Genomic DNA, 15,338 nt, shown 5'->3' on the forward strand with positions numbered 1-15,338 from the left:
CATTTACTTGTAGGCTACCGAAAGTACATCGTAATGGAAATAAAAACCGCCTAAACAAACCCCTGATCTGTTACTGAAAACTCAATTAAAAACAATAATGAAGTATTCTTCTTTTAAAAAACCTATGAAATATCTGGGCGCATTTTGCCTGGCCGTATGCATTTCTGTTGCCTCCATTGCCCAAACTGTCACCCCGGAAAAACGAGTACTTGTATTTTCAAAAACAGCTGGATTCCGCCATGCATCTATTCCGGCCGGAAGAACCGCTATTATTAAACTGGGCCAAGAAAATGGTTTTAGTGTTGATACAACTGAAAATGCTGCGACTTTTACCGAAAAAAACCTTCGTAAATACAGCGCGGTTATCTTTTTGAACACAACCGGCAACATTCTTGACGATAATCAGCAGGAAGCCTTCGAACATTATATCCAGGCTGGCGGTGGTTATGTCGGTATCCATGCCGCGACGGACACGGAATACGACTGGCAGTGGTACAACAAGCTGGCAGGAGCCTATTTTGCGAGCCACCCGGGCAATCCGAATGTCCAGAATGGAGAAGCTTACGCGGTCAATAAGCAACATCCATCCATGGAAGGTTTCCCTGATCGCTGGCAGATCAAAGATGAATTTTATGATTTCAAAAACTTCAATCCACAGGTAACCGTTCTTGTCAAGATTGATGAAAAGACCTATAAAGACGGCAAAATGGGTGATAACCACCCGATGTCATGGTACCATGAGTATGACGGAGGAAAAGCATTTTACACCAACTTTGGCCATGAAGACGCAACTTTTGTAAATCCCGTATTTTTAAAACACCTGACAGGCGGCTTGAAATATGTGATGGCCTCTTCACTGGATTATTCAAAAGCACGTCCGGAAGAAAATCGTTTTACAAAAAAAGTACTGGTAAGCAAACTGGATGAGCCCACTGAACTCGTTGTCCTGGATGATCACCGCGTCCTGCTGGCCGAAAGAAAAGGAAAGCTAAAACTGTACAATCCTAAAACAGGCAAAGTGAAAGTGGTTGCCGAAGTTCCGGTTTACATTAAACAGGAATATGGATTGATGGGTTTAAATATCGACCCGAATTTCAAGACGAACAAACTTGTATACCTGTATTATTCTCCGCCATCCAGCGAAGCTGACACCGCACAACACCTGTCACGCTTCAAATATGACGACATCAAGGATACGCTTTTGTTATCTACGGAAGAGAATCTTTTAAAAGTACCCGTTAAAAGAACGGACTGCTGCCATACGGGTGGTTCCATCGCATGGGATCCTCAGGGAAATCTGTATCTATCGACAGGTGATGATGTGAACCCCTTCCAGTCTGACGGATATGGGCCTATTGACGGCCGCCCCGGACGTGAGGGTTGGGATGGTCGCCATTCTTCTTCCAACACCAACTCGTTAAGAGGAAAAATCCTTCGTATCAAACCTCGCTATGGTGATCGTCGCGCGAATATGCCTGGCGGAACCAACCTTTATGATATTCCTGAAGGCAACTTATTCCCGGTCGGCACTGACAAAACACGTCCCGAAATTTATGTCATGGGAACGCGTAACCCCTACCGAATTTCCGTGGATCAGCACACCGGTTATGTGTATTGGGGTGATGTTGGACCTGATGCTTCGAATGACAACCCAAAACGCGGACCGCGCGGTTATGACGAGGTTAACCAGGCAAGAAAACCGGGCAACTTCGGTTATCCTTTGTTTATCGGCGATAACAAGCCCTATATTGCTTACAACTTTGCTGACAGCACTTCGGGAAAACCTTTCGATGCGGCTGCTCCGATCAATGATTCTCCGCACAATACCGGTATTACCAATCTGCCTCCAGCGCAGCCTGCATTTATCTGGTATCCTTATGCCGATTCGCCTGATTTTGGTCCTATCGTAGGTAAAGGCGGACGTAATGCAATGGCCGGCCCTGTTTATTATTTCAACGATTACCAGGATAGCAAAAGCAAATTCCCGAATTATTACAACGGTAAGTTCTTCGCTTATGACTGGATCCGCGATTACATCAACATCGTAACGATGAACAAAGAAGGCGACCTCGTTAATATCGAGCGCTTTATGCCAAAAGGTAAATTCAGCCACCCGATCGATATGCAGTTTGCCAACGACGGCTCATTGTACACCCTGGAATACGGCCCGAACTGGTTCGCTCAAAATGACGAAGCAAGCCTGTCACATATTACCTACAATGCTGGAAACCGTGTTCCCGTAGCCACCGCGAAAGCGACCAATACAACCGGTGCCGTTCCGTTGAAAGTAGCTTTTTCATCCAACGGATCTCTGGATTATGATGGCGATGCAATCAAATATGAATGGTCATTTGGCAAAGGTTTAGGAAAAAGCAATTTACCAAACCCTACATTTACCTATACAAAAGCGGGTGAATTTACGGCAATCCTCAAAGTAACCGACAGCGCGGGAAACAGCAATACGTCCGAAGTAACGGTTAAAGCCGGGAATGCAATTCCGCAGGTGGACGTTGCGATCAAAGGAAACAAAACGTTTTATTGGAACGACAAACCTGTTAACTACGAAGTTTCCGTAACGGATAAAGAAGACGGAAGTCTGGTTAAGAAAACAATTCCGGAAGATGAAGTAACACTGACAATCAACTATCTGGAAGGATTCGACAAAACGGTTTTGGCACAAGGTCATCAGGCTAACACCGGTTTTGATACAGGGAAGCGTTTAATTGAATTAAGCGATTGTAAAGCATGTCACTCGGTTGACAAAAAATCGATCGGACCCGCTTATATCGAAGTCGCTAAGCGTTATGAAAAAGAACGGAATTCCTTGAAAACACTAACGGATAAGGTGATCAAAGGTGGCGGCGGTGTTTGGGGCGAACAGGCTATGGCCGCGCACCCGCAACACAAACCAGAGGAAGTCGAAGAAATGATAAAGTATATTCTTTCATTATCCAAAAAACAGGTGGTTGATAAGAAACCGCTGAAAAGTGCTTACGTAACAGAAGCGAAGAAAAAGAGCGGTTCTTACATTTTCACCGCTGCTTATACGGATAAAGGAAATGGTTTGATGGGCCCGCTTACCGGAGTAAAAACGGTGGCATTACGCCCTGCAAAAGTGCAGGCCAATACATTGGATGACGGAAAAGGTTTTGTAAAATTCAAAACAGCAGCGGGACCAGAAGTGGTTTTAGGCTCTGCAAACGGAAGTTTCATCGCCTTTGACGATATCGATTTGACAGGAATTTCTGCACTGGCAGTGTCTGTCATCAGCAGCGACAAAACGGCGGGCGGAATTTTGGAAGCTCGTCTGGATTCTCCAACGGGATTAAAAATCGGCGAAACAAAAGTTGATTCATCTACTACCGTTAACCTGGCAACCACAGCCCCGACAGATAACAAAAAGCATAGAATTGTTTTTGTTTATAAAAACCCGGAGGCAAATGGCAAACCGCTTTTCGCCATTGATTCGATTGAATTTAAGGGAAGTACGATGTAGTCGTTTATGATTTAAACGCAGAGGTAAGGTGTTAAAAGGAGTTACGCAGAGAATTAGTAAAACTCTTTGCGCAACTCCTTTTTTACACCTTACCTCTGCGTTTAAATTTCACCTCCAATTTGTAAACACCAGCCAAAACCCTCGTGTCAAATCAAAAACTCTTCTTTGGCAAACCCCTCAATACCCAACCCGAATAATGCAAAATCGTACAAAACGGGATCATTCGGATTTAACATGCGTAATGACGCTGTTAATTCCGTTGCGGTTTTCCAATCGGTTACCGGTCTTTGAATTAATCCCAATTTACGCCCAATACGATCCACATGGACATCGCAGGGGCAAACCAGCTGCGACGGGCTGATATTCTCCCAGATACCAAAATCAACGCCTTTGTTATCTTTCCGGACCATCCATCTCAAAAACATATTCAGCCGCTTACACGACGATTTCCTGACAGGCGTTGCAATATGTTTCTTTGTCCTGCCCGGAAAATTTTCCGAGTCGCTGAACAGATCATAAAAGCCGATCAAACCATTTTCAATCGTCACATCAGATACTGACATGTGGCTACTAAAAGCGTATTCCAGCGAATCGTGCTGGTTATAGAAATTTTGAAAGAAATGTAGGAAATAAAGCGTATCCGTCGCATTAAAAGTACGGTGCTTAAACCCGAGGAATTTTTTAAGATCACTTTCCTGATGGTTTTTCACGAAGTCGTAGGGGGCGTCATCCATCAGCGAAGATAACTCCAGGCATTTATTAATGATCGTTTTTCGCTGTCCCCAGGCAAGCACAGCTGCCCAGAAACCCATGATCTCGATATCTTGTTTTTTCGAAAAACGATGTGGAATACTGATGGGATCGTATGGAATAAAATCCGGCTGATTGTATTGTTCCGCCTTGGCTTCCAGCAAATCGGTGATGGCTTGTGATATGGGTCTTAATTCAACTTCAATGTTCCGCATGACCTTTTCCTAACACATAAGCCAAAGCTCTCGAAATACCCGAAAAAAACATCACGATACAAGAAAAAACAAACGTAAAAACGGCAATAAAAGGATACATCACCGTAAACAGCACGCTCCATAGTTTATATCCGGTTGTCTTTTTTAACGCCGCTCTTTCCTCTTCTCTTTTGGATCTGAACTCGGGTGAATGCTTCATTATGTTATTTTCAGAATTGAATTTTGTAGTAAGAGACCATAGATATCTGATTACCAAACCAATCCTGTCTCATTTAAATTTCTTTAATCTCGATTAATTGCTTTCCAGGTAACTGATCACCGCCCTGAAGCGCTTGCTGTTGGGCGATACTTTTTCAAAAGCGCGTGACGACAATTTGATAATAATATCATCATTCACACTTGTTTCCGGAATACGTCCGATCACGCGTACGATTATTTTTTCCTGATTATACTCGTTTAACACTTCAATCAAAGCGCCTATGGGTGCCGTGCGGTGTAATGCAAGAAATTTACTTGTACTTTCATCCGTTTCAATGACCTCCGCCAAACCTGATTCAGATTTACGTTTTCCCGACACCACCTTTGGCGGGGCAACTTCCTCCACTGGTTTCATTACTTTTTCAGCAACCGCCGCTTTCGCTCTTACAGAATCCTTTACGACATTCGTCACCACTTTTTTAGGTTCTGCTACAACCGGTTTCGTTTTTTCCGCGCCCTTTTCACTTACGATCAATTCCTGTCCTTCCGTAAGGTTATCGTCTTTGAGATTATTCCATTTACGAATATCAGCCATCAAAACACCATATTTCACGGCAACCCGGTAAAGTGTTTGTCCCGCTTCAACTTTATGGACTCCGCTGGGCGCAACCGATACTTTTGCATCCGCCGTTGGAGGCGCCGTGGTGGTGACCGGAGGCTGAGGAAGTGGTTTGGCATCCTTAACGGCCGCTTTTACCTCTTCTTTTTTAGGCTCTTCTTTTTTCAGTTCTTCCTTTTTGGGTTCTTTTTTGCTCACTTTGGGCGTATAGGGCACACGCAAAGTCTGTCCCAGTTGAACATTGTCACTGATGCCCGGATTGGCTTCCCGGAGCGACTGAATCGTTGTTCCGTACTGCCTGACGACAGCGAACATTGTCTGTCCTTGATTTACCTTATGTAAAACATAAATTTTACCCCCCACTTTTTCAAACCCTATTGAATCTACTGCACTTGTTCCATTCGCACGGGCACTTTCCGCTCCTGTTAAAAAACCTGCCAAAATGGCTAGGTATACTATGTATTTCATTCAGTAAGAAAATGTTAAACTCGAAAATTCATTATTATTTTTAAGATACACCAATATTCCGTTTTTCAGTAACATGGTAGACTGACCTACGCCATCCCGCCCCTCCGAGAGTTGTTCATGAAATACGATCTCCTTTTTATCTGTAACGATAAGAAGATATTGTACTATCTTTTCCTGCTCGTAAATATAATAAGAAAACATCATATAGGGCCTTTCATCCAAATAATCAATACAAATGGGTTTTGAAATACCCATTATTTCGGATAAAAAAGACGAAAGTTTCTCAAAATAGATATTTCCCTCCTTGTAACGAACAGGTTGTTTTAAAATTATTTCCGGCGAAAGTTGTTTCATCTTCTCCGAAGCGCCAGACAGCGCCGCCGTGTGTACATCACATTGCGCATACTGAAACTTCTCCCCCTTCTGCGTCGCCACCTCCACTTCCTCTCCCTCTAACGTGCGCACTAATACGTAGTTAGGCAGTGCCCACAATAATGCACCGTCCAGGGCCGAAACCGCCAGTAAATCCGTTGGCTGGGGCAGATCGGGGTAACGGTAGTTGTGCAAAAAAATATGTTGGTGTGAAAATGCTGTCAGGGATGTCCACCAATCTGCTCCTTCTGGCGTAACTTGCCAGCGTAATTCCGGAATAGACAGATCAATCATCGCAAATGACACTTTCTTTTCCGAACTTTCCCGCAATTCGATCGCCCATTCATTAATATCCGGGTCCGGGTGGGGAAGTATACGCCAGATATTTTGTGAAAACGTATGTGAAAAAACTTTTTGCAAATTTTTAGCTTTATTTTGAAACAAAATTTGAGATAACATCATTCAAACTTTAAACACGTGCAAATACTAGGCATAATACCAGCGCGCTACGCATCAACCCGTTTTCCTGCCAAGGCTTTGGTTGATATCGGCGGAAAATCGATGATTCAGCGTGTCTATGAACAATCTTCCAAAGCTACACAACTCAGCCAGGTTATCGTAGCAACCGACGACGAAAGAATTTTTGATCACGTACATAATTTTGGCGGAAAGGCTGTTATGACCTCTTCCGACCACCTTAGCGGAACCGACAGATGTTACGAAGCGCTTACCAAAACGGAAGGAAAATACGACTATGTCATTAATATTCAGGGAGATGAACCTTTTATCAGTCCTGAACCGATCAACAACCTGGCCGAAGTCCTGGACGGCACGATTGAACTGGCTACGCTCGTAAAAATAATCGACAGCGAAGAAATTCTTTTCAACGTGAATGTACCAAAAGCGGTATTGAATAAACGAGGCGAAGTCTTATATTTCAGCAGACAAACCATTCCTTATTTACGTGGTGTTGAAACAGATAAATGGCTTGAATCCAATACTTTTTACAAGCATATCGGGATTTACGCCTACCGGGTCGACGTACTCGCCGAAATTACAAAGCTGGAATTTTCATCATTGGAAAAAGCAGAAGCACTCGAGCAGCTCCGCTGGCTCGAAAACGGATATTCGATCAAGGCCGTGATCACCTCCGACGATTCGCATGGCGTGGATACACCAGATGATCTGGACCGCGTTACGCGTAAGTTTTTGTCCTGAATCCGGGCAATTAAGGTAATGAATTTAACAAAAACGGTTACACAGACAAATGTAGTTTTACTCTTAATTTATGTTAAAAGGCTATTATTTTTAATACCAGATCAGTCTTTGGCACGTTAATTTTCTTTGTTTTAACCATTACTAATTGAAAAACCAGCTTATGCAATATAACATTCTTTGGGCAGATGATGAAATAGATCTGCTTAAACCCCATATCATGTTCCTGACTAATAAAGGGTATAACGTAACACCGGTGAACAGTGGAGCCGATGCCCTGGACCGCATTGAAAATGACCGCTTTGATATCGTTTTCCTGGATGAAATGATGCCGGGTATGACTGGCCTTGAAACCCTTGCGCAAATCAAACAAATGCAGCCAAATCTTCCGGTTGTTATGATTACCAAAAGTGAGGAAGAGCATATCATGGAAGATGCCATCGGTTCTAAAATCGATGATTATCTGATCAAACCTCTTAATCCGAATCAGATTTTATTGTCTGTAAAAAAAATTCTTGACAACAAAAGACTGGTTACTGAAAAAACGACACTGAGCTATCAGCAGGAATTCAGAAACCTGGCCATGCAATATCAGGACCGCATTGGCCATGAAGAATGGGCGGATATTTATAAAAAACTGATTTACTGGGAGCTGGAACTGGAAAGCTCCGACGATCAGGGCATGTCCGAAGTATTCAGTATGCAGAAGAGTGACGCAAATGCCAATTTCTGCAAGTTTATTGAGCAGGAATACGAAGGCTGGCTGAACGATCCAAAAGCTGACCGCCCGATCTTATCCCATCAGCTCATGAAACAGAAGGTTTTTCCTTATCTGAAAAAATCTACTGAGCCAGTCTTTTTCCTGTTGATCGATAACTTCCGTTATGATCAGTGGAAAATGATCCAGCCAATCATGCAGGAGTATTTTAATATTGAAGAAGAAAGTTCATATTACTCGATTCTGCCAACCACGACGGGTTATGCCAGAAACGCGATTTTCTCGGGTATGATGCCTAGCGAAATGGAACGTAAGCATCCGCAGTGGTGGGTAAGTGATGAAAATACGCCGGATGGCGAAGAAGGTTTGAACAACCATGAGTTTGATTTCCTGCAAAAACAGCTGGAAACGAATCATCTCAATATCAAAGCGTCGTACAATAAGATATTAAATACGAACCAAGGAAAATCATTGATTGATAACTTCAACAATCTGCTGAATAATCAGTTGAATGTCGTGGTTTACAACTTTGTTGATATGCTTTCCCATGCGCGTACAGACGTGCAAATGATCAAGGAACTTGCTCCTGACGAAGCCGCATACCGGTCGATTACAAAGTCATGGTTCCAGCACTCGCCGCTTCTGGATTTCATTAAAAAGATTGCGGAAAAGAAATGCAGACTGATTTTAACAACGGACCACGGAATGATCCGCGTTCAGAAACCCGTTAAAATTATCGGTTACCGTGAAACAAATACGAACCTGCGCTACAAACACGGCAAAAACCTCGGTTTTGATGATAATCACTTAATGGTTTGCCGTAAACCGGAGCGCATATTCCTTCCGAAGCCACACGTTTCTACTTCATACGTGTTTACCAAAGAAGATTATTTCTTTGCCTATCCGAACAACTACAATCAATACGTGAACCTTTACCGGGATACTTTCCAGCACGGAGGCGTGTCTCTGGAAGAGGTCATCATTCCGTTTATTGACTTAACGGCTAAATAATTTTAGTTTTATTTAAAAAAAGGGCTTGAAGAAAATTTAGTTCTCTTCAAGCCCTTTTTTCCTCTAAACAATTATCTTTTATCCTTCCGAAACATTTCCGTTTTCACATTTCAACACGCGCGCCGGAAATTTTTTGAGAAATTCGTAGTTATGTGTGGCCATCAGAATGGCTGTACCTGCGTTATTAATCGTTCTGAAGACCTGCATGATCTGATCCCCTACTTCCGGATCAAGATTTCCTGTCGGTTCGTCAGCGATGAGTATTCTGGGTTCATTGAGCATGGCACGGGCAATCACAACACGCTGCTGCTCTCCGCCGGAAAGCTGATGCGGCATTCTTTTTTGCGAAGTCCCCAAACCAACCTGCATTAATACCTCTGCAATCCGTTTGGAGATTTTTGCCTGCTGATCCCAGCCCGTTGCACGCAGCACAAAAGAAAGGTTATCCTCTACGGACCGATCAGAAAGCAATTGAAAATCCTGAAAAACAATCCCGATTCTCCGTCTTAAAAACGGAATATCCACCCTTTTGATGTTATGAAGCTCATAGCCCACCACTTTCGCAGAGCCCGTATGCAACCATAAATCGCCATAAAGCGTTTTCATCAGCGAGCTTTTTCCGCTCCCCGTACGACCGATCAGATATACAAACTCCCCATTTTTTATCTCAAAATGGACATCATTTAAAACAGGCCGGTCACCCTGATAGATATCTGCCCGTTCCAATCTTACAATAGGCTCTGTTGATTCAGTCATAAATTGAGAAATGAGATAATCAGATTTTGAGAAAAGAGGTTAGACATTTAGTTTTCCTAAACACCTAACCTCCCATATAGTCTAAATTCTTATTAAGCGTTTCCTTTGTTGTAGTCAGCCAGGAATTTTTCAAGTCCGATATCTGTAAGCGGGTGTTTCAACAACGCTTCCATTGCACTCAAAGGACCTGTCATCACGTCTGCTCCAACTTCCGCACACTGGATAATGTGCATTGGGTGACGTACTGATGCGGCAAGAACCTGCGTTTCGAAACCATAGTTACGGTAGATCGTAAGGATCTGCTCGATCAAACCAATACCATCCGTTGAAATATCGTCAAGACGGCCAATAAACGGAGAAACATAGGTTGCACCTGCTTTTGCTGCCAATAACGCCTGTCCAGCCGAGAAAATAAGCGTACAGTTGGTACGAACACCTTTCAGTGAAAAATATTTCAAAGCTTTAACCCCTTCTTTCGTCATCGGGATCTTCACCACAATTTTGTCATCAATCTCGATCAATTCTTCTCCCTCACGAATCATTCCTTCCAGATCAAGAGAAATTACTTCTGCACTTACGTCGCCATCTACAAGATCACAGATGGATTTGTAGTGTCTCATGATATTATCTTTTCCGGTAATTCCCTCTTTAGCCATAAGCGAAGGGTTGGTTGTAACCCCGTCAAGTACACCTAAAGCCTGAGCTTCTTCAATTTCTTTTAGATTCGCAGTGTCAATAAAAAATTTCATATCAAGAATTAAATAGTTAATTGTTCCACAAAAGTAGAAAACCCTGACTAAAAGCAAAAAAAAGATGTGGAATGGAAGCGAAAGGGCATAAAAAAAGGCAAACCGAGAATCTCACCGCATCAACCACCTACCCTTGCTTCCGTCAGGACCTGGGGGATTCGGAAGGAGCTGGTAGTTCCGATTTGCCGGTGCAAAGATAAAGACATTTATTTGACAAAAAGAAATCATTCGTTTCATCTTTCGTCTTACTTTTGTGCGAAACAACTCTAAACACGTGATTATGTGCCGAATATTTTTTTTATTTTTTTTACTAATTCTTAATTCCTGTTCCCAATCCAGTGATGCTTTCCTTCAAAAAGGCAAAGATTTAATGCGTGAAGGCAAAACCAAGGAAGCCATCGAATACCTGAACAAAGCCATTGAAAAAAATACTTCCAACGCTGAGGCGCTCAACACCCGCGGTGTCGCCTATTACGAAATGAAGGAATACCCAAGTGCTTTGATGGATTTCAGCCAGGCGATAAAAATTCAGCCAAAATCTTACCGCCCCTATTTCAACCGGGCACTTTTGTATACGGCCGATAACCACCTGGACTCAGCGCTGACAGACTATAACCATGCAGCCAATCTTGCACCTGACACATCGGATGTTTTTTTAAACAGGGGCCAGTTGTATGTTTTGCTCGATAAGACCGAAGCTGCCATTCTGGATTTCGAAAAAGCCACACAGCTGAACCGCGACAACAAGCAAGCCTGGTATAACCTGGGAAATACTTATTATCGTCAGGGCGATTTCAAAAAATCGACGCTGGCCTTCAGCCAGACGATCAAACTGGACTCCCAATACGGGAAAGCCTTTTACGGACTTGGTTTGGCGCAATGGTATGACGGTGAAAAAGATCTGGGTTGCACAAGCCTGAAACAGGCGCAAAACCTGGGCTATGAAGATGCAACAGCTGCGCTAAGTCAGTTTTGTAAATGATCAAAATTATATCGCTGAAATAGTAATAAAAAGCCCAAATCAGCTTTATATTAGACAACAGAACCCACTAAACAAGAAAACCGATGAAATTTTTCAAGATCATCTTTGCCCTGATATTTATGCTTTTCGCTTATTATCAGTTCAATGATCCCGACTCGACCATTTGGATATTTACATACAGCGCAGCCGCCCTTGCCTGTTACATGAGCATCAATAACCTTTGGCCTTCCTGGGTGTTTTATGCCCTGGCGGCGGGTTATCTGGTTGCATCCGTATTCCAGTGGCCACCGCATTTTGAAGGCATCTTTTTTGGCGAAGCACAAATGAGAAGCATCAACATTGAAGAGGCCCGTGAATCGCTCGGTTTACTGATTTGCGCGCTTGTGATGGTGATATTGGGAAAATGGGGAAAAAAATCAGTGGATTAATTGTCCCATATCCATTCAATTTCTTTGAGGTCCAGTTCCACAATGTGGGCATAGCCCTCAAATCTGACACATAATTTACCATAATCAGTTACGCCGGTAACAGTTCCCGAAATAATTTCATTTTGATAACGGAACCGGCATAGCTGATTATAACCAAATAAATGTTTTAAGTACGCGCGGCGGATTTCTTCCTGGTGACCGGATTTCAATTTAAAATACCAGACATCCAGGTGGTGTACCAGTTTTGAAAACTCCTCGTTCATTACAAATTCTCTTCCTGTATGGCTGGCCAGCGACGTTGCCCTGGTGCCTCCAAACCGGACCTGGTTCACGTTAATGCCAATTCCGGCAATTGAACTGGCCAAACGGGAGCCTTGAATTGAGTTTTCTATGAGTGTTCCGCATATTTTTTTATCTCCAAGATAGATGTCATTTGGCCACTTTATCTTAACTTTATCAGAATAGGTACTCAGATAAGCCGTCACTCCCAATGCAATAGACTGGCTGATAAGAAATTGATCCGGTATCGGCAAGAATACCGGCGTCAGTACGACCGACATCGTGAGATTTTTCCGGGGTTCCGTTACCCAGATTGTCCCCCTTTGTCCGCGACCTTTCGTTTGGTCGTCAGTAATGACAACGGCTCCTTCCATACTTGAATCAGCACGTACTAATTCAGCCGCTATGTCGTTTGTTGAATGACAAGATGGCAGATAAATAACTTTTTTACCTATAATTAAGGTATCGTATATAGAGTTGTACAATTTTTTTACTTTACTTTAGGCTTTATAGAAATAGGAATCAACTACGCATGAAACAACGCAAAAATAAAGAACTATCATCAAAAGATTTATCCGAGCTAATCGCTAAAGGGATGTCAGAGAAGAAAGGTGAGGATATAACTATTCTTGATCTTCGTGAAGTAAAAAATTCAATAACCGATTTTTTTGTAATTTGTTCGGGGAATTCCGATACGCAAATAGACGCTTTGGCCGGCTCGGTGGAAGACGAAGTTTACAAAATATCAAAAACCGATCCCTGGCAGAAAGAAGGAAAGGCCAATGGCGAATGGATATTAATTGACTATGTGGATGTAGTGGCTCACATTTTTAATAAAGAACGTCGCAAACACTATGATTTGGAAGCGCTTTGGGGAGACGCGGTCGTAACGCACTTTGAAGATTCGGTCCTGTAAATGTCGTAGCAGATGAACATTCATCGGGTGCGAAATGTTATTTATTAAATTTCCTCTTAATTATTAATAAGAATGTCTGAAAACGATAACAAAAGAGGTCCACTTAATCCTAAAAGTCCACAAAAAGGGTATCAGGGATGGATCATAGCTGCTTTGATTGCTACTATCTTGGGGATAACTTACCTGAACAGGACATCAACCATTCGCGATACGACGCAAAAGCGTTTCGAGAAAATGGTGGCCGATAAGGAAGTTTCGCGTGTTACGATAGTAAACGACAAGACAGTTGAGGTAACATTGAAGCCGGAAGCGCTCAAGCTTGATAAATATAAAGTACTTACCACAGAAAACGGCGGTAATTATTTCGGAGGTGAACCTGTTTCTCATTACCAGTTTCAAGTCACATCCGCAGAGACCTTTAAGAAGGACCTGGATAAAATTCAGGAAACGGTACCGGACGATGACAAAATTGAACTGGTTGTAGACACGCGAAATGACTGGACGAGCTTTCTGGGCACATGGGGTTTCTTTATTATCATGATCCTTGTGATGTACTTCATCCTTGGCAGAATGTCAGGCGGTGTGGGACCCGGCGGCCAGATTTTCAATATCGGCCGTTCAAGAGCTACGCTTTTTGACGCTGAAAACAAGGTTAAGATCACATTTAACGATGTTGCCGGCCTTGACGAAGCGAAGGAAGAGATCAAGGAAATTGTGGAGTATCTGCAATTCCCTGACAAATTCAAGAAACTGGGTGCAAAAATTCCTAAGGGCGCCTTATTGGTTGGCCCTCCGGGTACAGGTAAAACTTTGCTGGCGAAAGCCGTGGCAGGTGAAGCGGGGGTTCCTTTCTTCTCCCTGTCAGGTTCTGACTTCGTTGAAATGTTCGTGGGTGTAGGTGCCGCACGTGTTCGTGACCTTTTCAAACAAGCTAAGGAAAAAGCGCCTTGTATCATCTTTATTGATGAGATTGATGCCGTAGGCCGCTCACGCGGACGTGGTGCTATGCCAGGTTCAAACGACGAGCGTGAAAATACATTGAACTCGCTCCTTGTTGAGATGGATGGTTTCGCAACCGATTCCGGTATCATCATCGTAGCCGCTACCAACCGTCCTGACGTACTAGATCCTGCTTTATTGCGTCCTGGACGTTTTGACAGACAGATTTCAATTGACAAGCCGGATGTTATTGGCCGTGAAGCCATTTTCAAAGTGCATTTAAAACCTTTGAAGCTTTCCCTGGACGTTGATATACAGAAACTTGCTGCACAAACTCCTGGTTTTGCCGGTGCTGAAATTGCTAACGTTTGTAACGAAGCCGCTCTTATTGCTGCCCGTCGTGACAGAGAAGAAGTGACGATGCAGGACTTCCAGGATGCGATGGACCGTGTAATCGGTGGTTTGGAAAAGAAAAACAAACTTATTTCTCCTGAAGAAAAAGAAATCGTTGCTTACCATGAAGCGGGTCACGCAGTAGCGGGCTGGTTCCTAGAGCACGCTGATCCCTTGGTTAAGGTATCGATTGTGCCGCGTGGGGTTGCTGCGTTGGGTTATGCACAATATCTGCCGAGAGAACAGTATTTGTATCGTACAGAGCAGTTGTTTGACGAAATGTGTATGACATTGGGCGGACGTGCTGCGGAAGATGTAATTTTTGGTAAAATTTCTACCGGAGCATTGAGTGACCTTGAACGTGTCACGAAAGTTGCTTATAGCATGGTAACGATGTATGGTATGAATGACCGCATCGGAAATGTTTCCTACTACGATTCAAAACAGAGCGATTATAACTTCACGAAACCCTATTCTGAATCAACTTCACAGGCGATTGATGAAGAGGTGCGTAAGCTGATTGAGCAGGCATACCAGTTTGTTAAAAACATGCTTATTGAAAAACGTGATGCTTTGGAAATATTGGCCAAAGAATTGTTGGAAAAAGAGATCCTTTTCCAAAGTGATTTGGAAAAACTGATTGGCAAACGTCCTTACGAAAAGGAGACGAGCTATCAGGCTTATATCAACCGTCGTTCCAACGAGGAAGCTGCAATTCACGAAGAAGCAGTAAAACAAACCGAGAAGGAAAAAGCAGAAATGGTAGCAGACGACAAAGACTCGTCGGCTGCTTAATTTCCTGAAATTTAATAGATCAAATCTTAAAACCGGACA

At 43.1% G+C, this 15,338-nt stretch carries 14 protein-coding genes; 7 read left to right on the forward strand and 7 right to left on the reverse strand.

All coding sequences use genetic code 11. The annotated features are described in order from the left end of the window. Positions 1-97: 97 nt before the first annotated feature. Complete coding sequence (locus RB622_RS20605; protein WP_308048532.1) at positions 98-3,496, forward strand: ThuA domain-containing protein; 3,399 nt, start codon at positions 98-100, stop codon at positions 3,494-3,496. A gap of 146 nt (positions 3,497-3,642) precedes the next feature. Here the strand turns inward: RB622_RS20605 and RB622_RS20610 are convergent, their stop codons facing one another. The 4 genes from RB622_RS20610 to RB622_RS20625 form a co-directional block, all read right to left on the reverse strand. Beyond that, positions 3,643-4,461 carry a TIGR02757 family protein gene (locus tag RB622_RS20610; protein WP_308048533.1) on the reverse strand — a complete coding sequence of 273 codons (819 nt, stop codon included), beginning with the start codon at positions 4,459-4,461 and terminating at the stop codon, positions 3,643-3,645. Further along, on the reverse strand, positions 4,448-4,660 hold the full coding sequence (locus RB622_RS20615; protein WP_308048534.1) for a hypothetical protein: 213 nt from the start codon (positions 4,658-4,660) through the stop codon (positions 4,448-4,450). Before RB622_RS20615 ends, RB622_RS20610 begins: the two co-directional genes overlap by 14 nt. A gap of 93 nt (positions 4,661-4,753) precedes the next feature. Further along, positions 4,754-5,746: a LysM peptidoglycan-binding domain-containing protein gene (locus RB622_RS20620; RefSeq protein ID WP_308048535.1), complete on the reverse strand. Its 993-nt coding sequence runs from the start codon at positions 5,744-5,746 to the stop codon at positions 4,754-4,756. Then, positions 5,747-6,538 (reverse strand): DUF4905 domain-containing protein, encoded by a 792-nt coding sequence (locus tag RB622_RS20625; protein ID WP_308048536.1) that lies wholly within the window; start codon positions 6,536-6,538, stop codon positions 5,747-5,749. A gap of 57 nt (positions 6,539-6,595) precedes the next feature. Between RB622_RS20625 and kdsB the strand changes: the two genes are divergently transcribed. Both kdsB and RB622_RS20635 read left to right on the forward strand, forming a co-directional pair. Beyond that, the gene (gene kdsB, locus RB622_RS20630) at positions 6,596-7,336 is read left to right on the forward strand and encodes a 3-deoxy-manno-octulosonate cytidylyltransferase (RefSeq protein ID WP_308048537.1); all 741 of its coding nucleotides are present in this window, start codon (positions 6,596-6,598) and stop codon (positions 7,334-7,336) included. Positions 7,337-7,496: 160 nt separating this feature from the next. Continuing rightward, complete coding sequence (locus RB622_RS20635) at positions 7,497-9,062, forward strand: bifunctional response regulator/alkaline phosphatase family protein (RefSeq protein WP_308048539.1); 1,566 nt, start codon at positions 7,497-7,499, stop codon at positions 9,060-9,062. 78 nt (positions 9,063-9,140) lie between these two features. Here RB622_RS20635 and RB622_RS20640 read toward each other — a convergent pair whose 3' ends face one another. Both RB622_RS20640 and fsa read right to left on the reverse strand, forming a co-directional pair. Continuing rightward, positions 9,141-9,818, reverse strand: coding sequence for an ATP-binding cassette domain-containing protein (locus RB622_RS20640; RefSeq protein WP_308048540.1), 678 nt, complete (start codon positions 9,816-9,818; stop codon positions 9,141-9,143). Positions 9,819-9,910: 92 nt separating this feature from the next. Beyond that, positions 9,911-10,567: a fructose-6-phosphate aldolase gene (gene fsa, locus RB622_RS20645; protein ID WP_308048542.1), complete on the reverse strand. Its 657-nt coding sequence runs from the start codon at positions 10,565-10,567 to the stop codon at positions 9,911-9,913. Positions 10,568-10,847: 280 nt separating this feature from the next. Between fsa and RB622_RS20650 the strand changes: the two genes are divergently transcribed. Both RB622_RS20650 and RB622_RS20655 read left to right on the forward strand, forming a co-directional pair. After that, complete coding sequence (locus RB622_RS20650) at positions 10,848-11,549, forward strand: tetratricopeptide repeat protein (RefSeq protein WP_308048543.1); 702 nt, start codon at positions 10,848-10,850, stop codon at positions 11,547-11,549. An 83-nt stretch (positions 11,550-11,632) separates the two neighbouring features. Then, entirely contained in the window at positions 11,633-11,977 is a 345-nt protein-coding gene (locus tag RB622_RS20655) for a transmembrane 220 family protein (protein ID WP_308048545.1), read from the forward strand. Here RB622_RS20655 and RB622_RS20660 read toward each other — a convergent pair. After that, a complete protein-coding gene (locus RB622_RS20660; RefSeq protein WP_308048546.1) occupies positions 11,974-12,741 on the reverse strand; it encodes a biotin--[acetyl-CoA-carboxylase] ligase in 768 nt (255 codons plus the stop codon). The genes RB622_RS20655 and RB622_RS20660 overlap by 4 nt on opposite strands. A 47-nt stretch (positions 12,742-12,788) precedes the next feature. Between RB622_RS20660 and rsfS the strand changes: the two genes are divergently transcribed. Together rsfS and ftsH are read left to right on the forward strand one after the other, a co-directional pair. Further along, positions 12,789-13,172 (forward strand): ribosome silencing factor, encoded by a 384-nt coding sequence (rsfS, locus tag RB622_RS20665; RefSeq protein ID WP_308048547.1) that lies wholly within the window; start codon positions 12,789-12,791, stop codon positions 13,170-13,172. 72 nt (positions 13,173-13,244) lie between these two features. Then, the gene (ftsH, locus tag RB622_RS20670) at positions 13,245-15,299 is read left to right on the forward strand and encodes an ATP-dependent zinc metalloprotease FtsH (protein WP_308048548.1); all 2,055 of its coding nucleotides are present in this window, start codon (positions 13,245-13,247) and stop codon (positions 15,297-15,299) included. Positions 15,300-15,338 lie beyond the last annotated feature (39 nt).

It is taken from the genome of Dyadobacter sp. LHD-138 (assembly GCF_030929615.1).
GTDB lineage: Bacteria > Bacteroidota > Bacteroidia > Cytophagales > Spirosomataceae > Dyadobacter.

Coding starts and splice junctions, on each gene's coding strand:
- RB622_RS20605 (WP_308048532.1), top strand. CDS start 98: ATGAAGTATTCTTCTTTTAAAAAACCTATGAAATATCTGGGCGCATTT.
- RB622_RS20610 (WP_308048533.1), bottom strand. CDS start 4,461: ATGCGGAACATTGAAGTTGAATTAAGACCCATATCACAAGCCATCACC.
- RB622_RS20615 (WP_308048534.1), bottom strand. CDS start 4,660: ATGAAGCATTCACCCGAGTTCAGATCCAAAAGAGAAGAGGAAAGAGCG.
- RB622_RS20620 (WP_308048535.1), bottom strand. CDS start 5,746: ATGAAATACATAGTATACCTAGCCATTTTGGCAGGTTTTTTAACAGGA.
- RB622_RS20635 (WP_308048539.1), top strand. CDS start 7,497: ATGCAATATAACATTCTTTGGGCAGATGATGAAATAGATCTGCTTAAA.
- RB622_RS20640 (WP_308048540.1), bottom strand. CDS start 9,818: ATGACTGAATCAACAGAGCCTATTGTAAGATTGGAACGGGCAGATATC.
- fsa (WP_308048542.1), bottom strand. CDS start 10,567: ATGAAATTTTTTATTGACACTGCGAATCTAAAAGAAATTGAAGAAGCT.
- RB622_RS20650 (WP_308048543.1), top strand. CDS start 10,848: ATGTGCCGAATATTTTTTTTATTTTTTTTACTAATTCTTAATTCCTGT.
- RB622_RS20655 (WP_308048545.1), top strand. CDS start 11,633: ATGAAATTTTTCAAGATCATCTTTGCCCTGATATTTATGCTTTTCGCT.
- rsfS (WP_308048547.1), top strand. CDS start 12,789: ATGAAACAACGCAAAAATAAAGAACTATCATCAAAAGATTTATCCGAG.
- ftsH (WP_308048548.1), top strand. CDS start 13,245: ATGTCTGAAAACGATAACAAAAGAGGTCCACTTAATCCTAAAAGTCCA.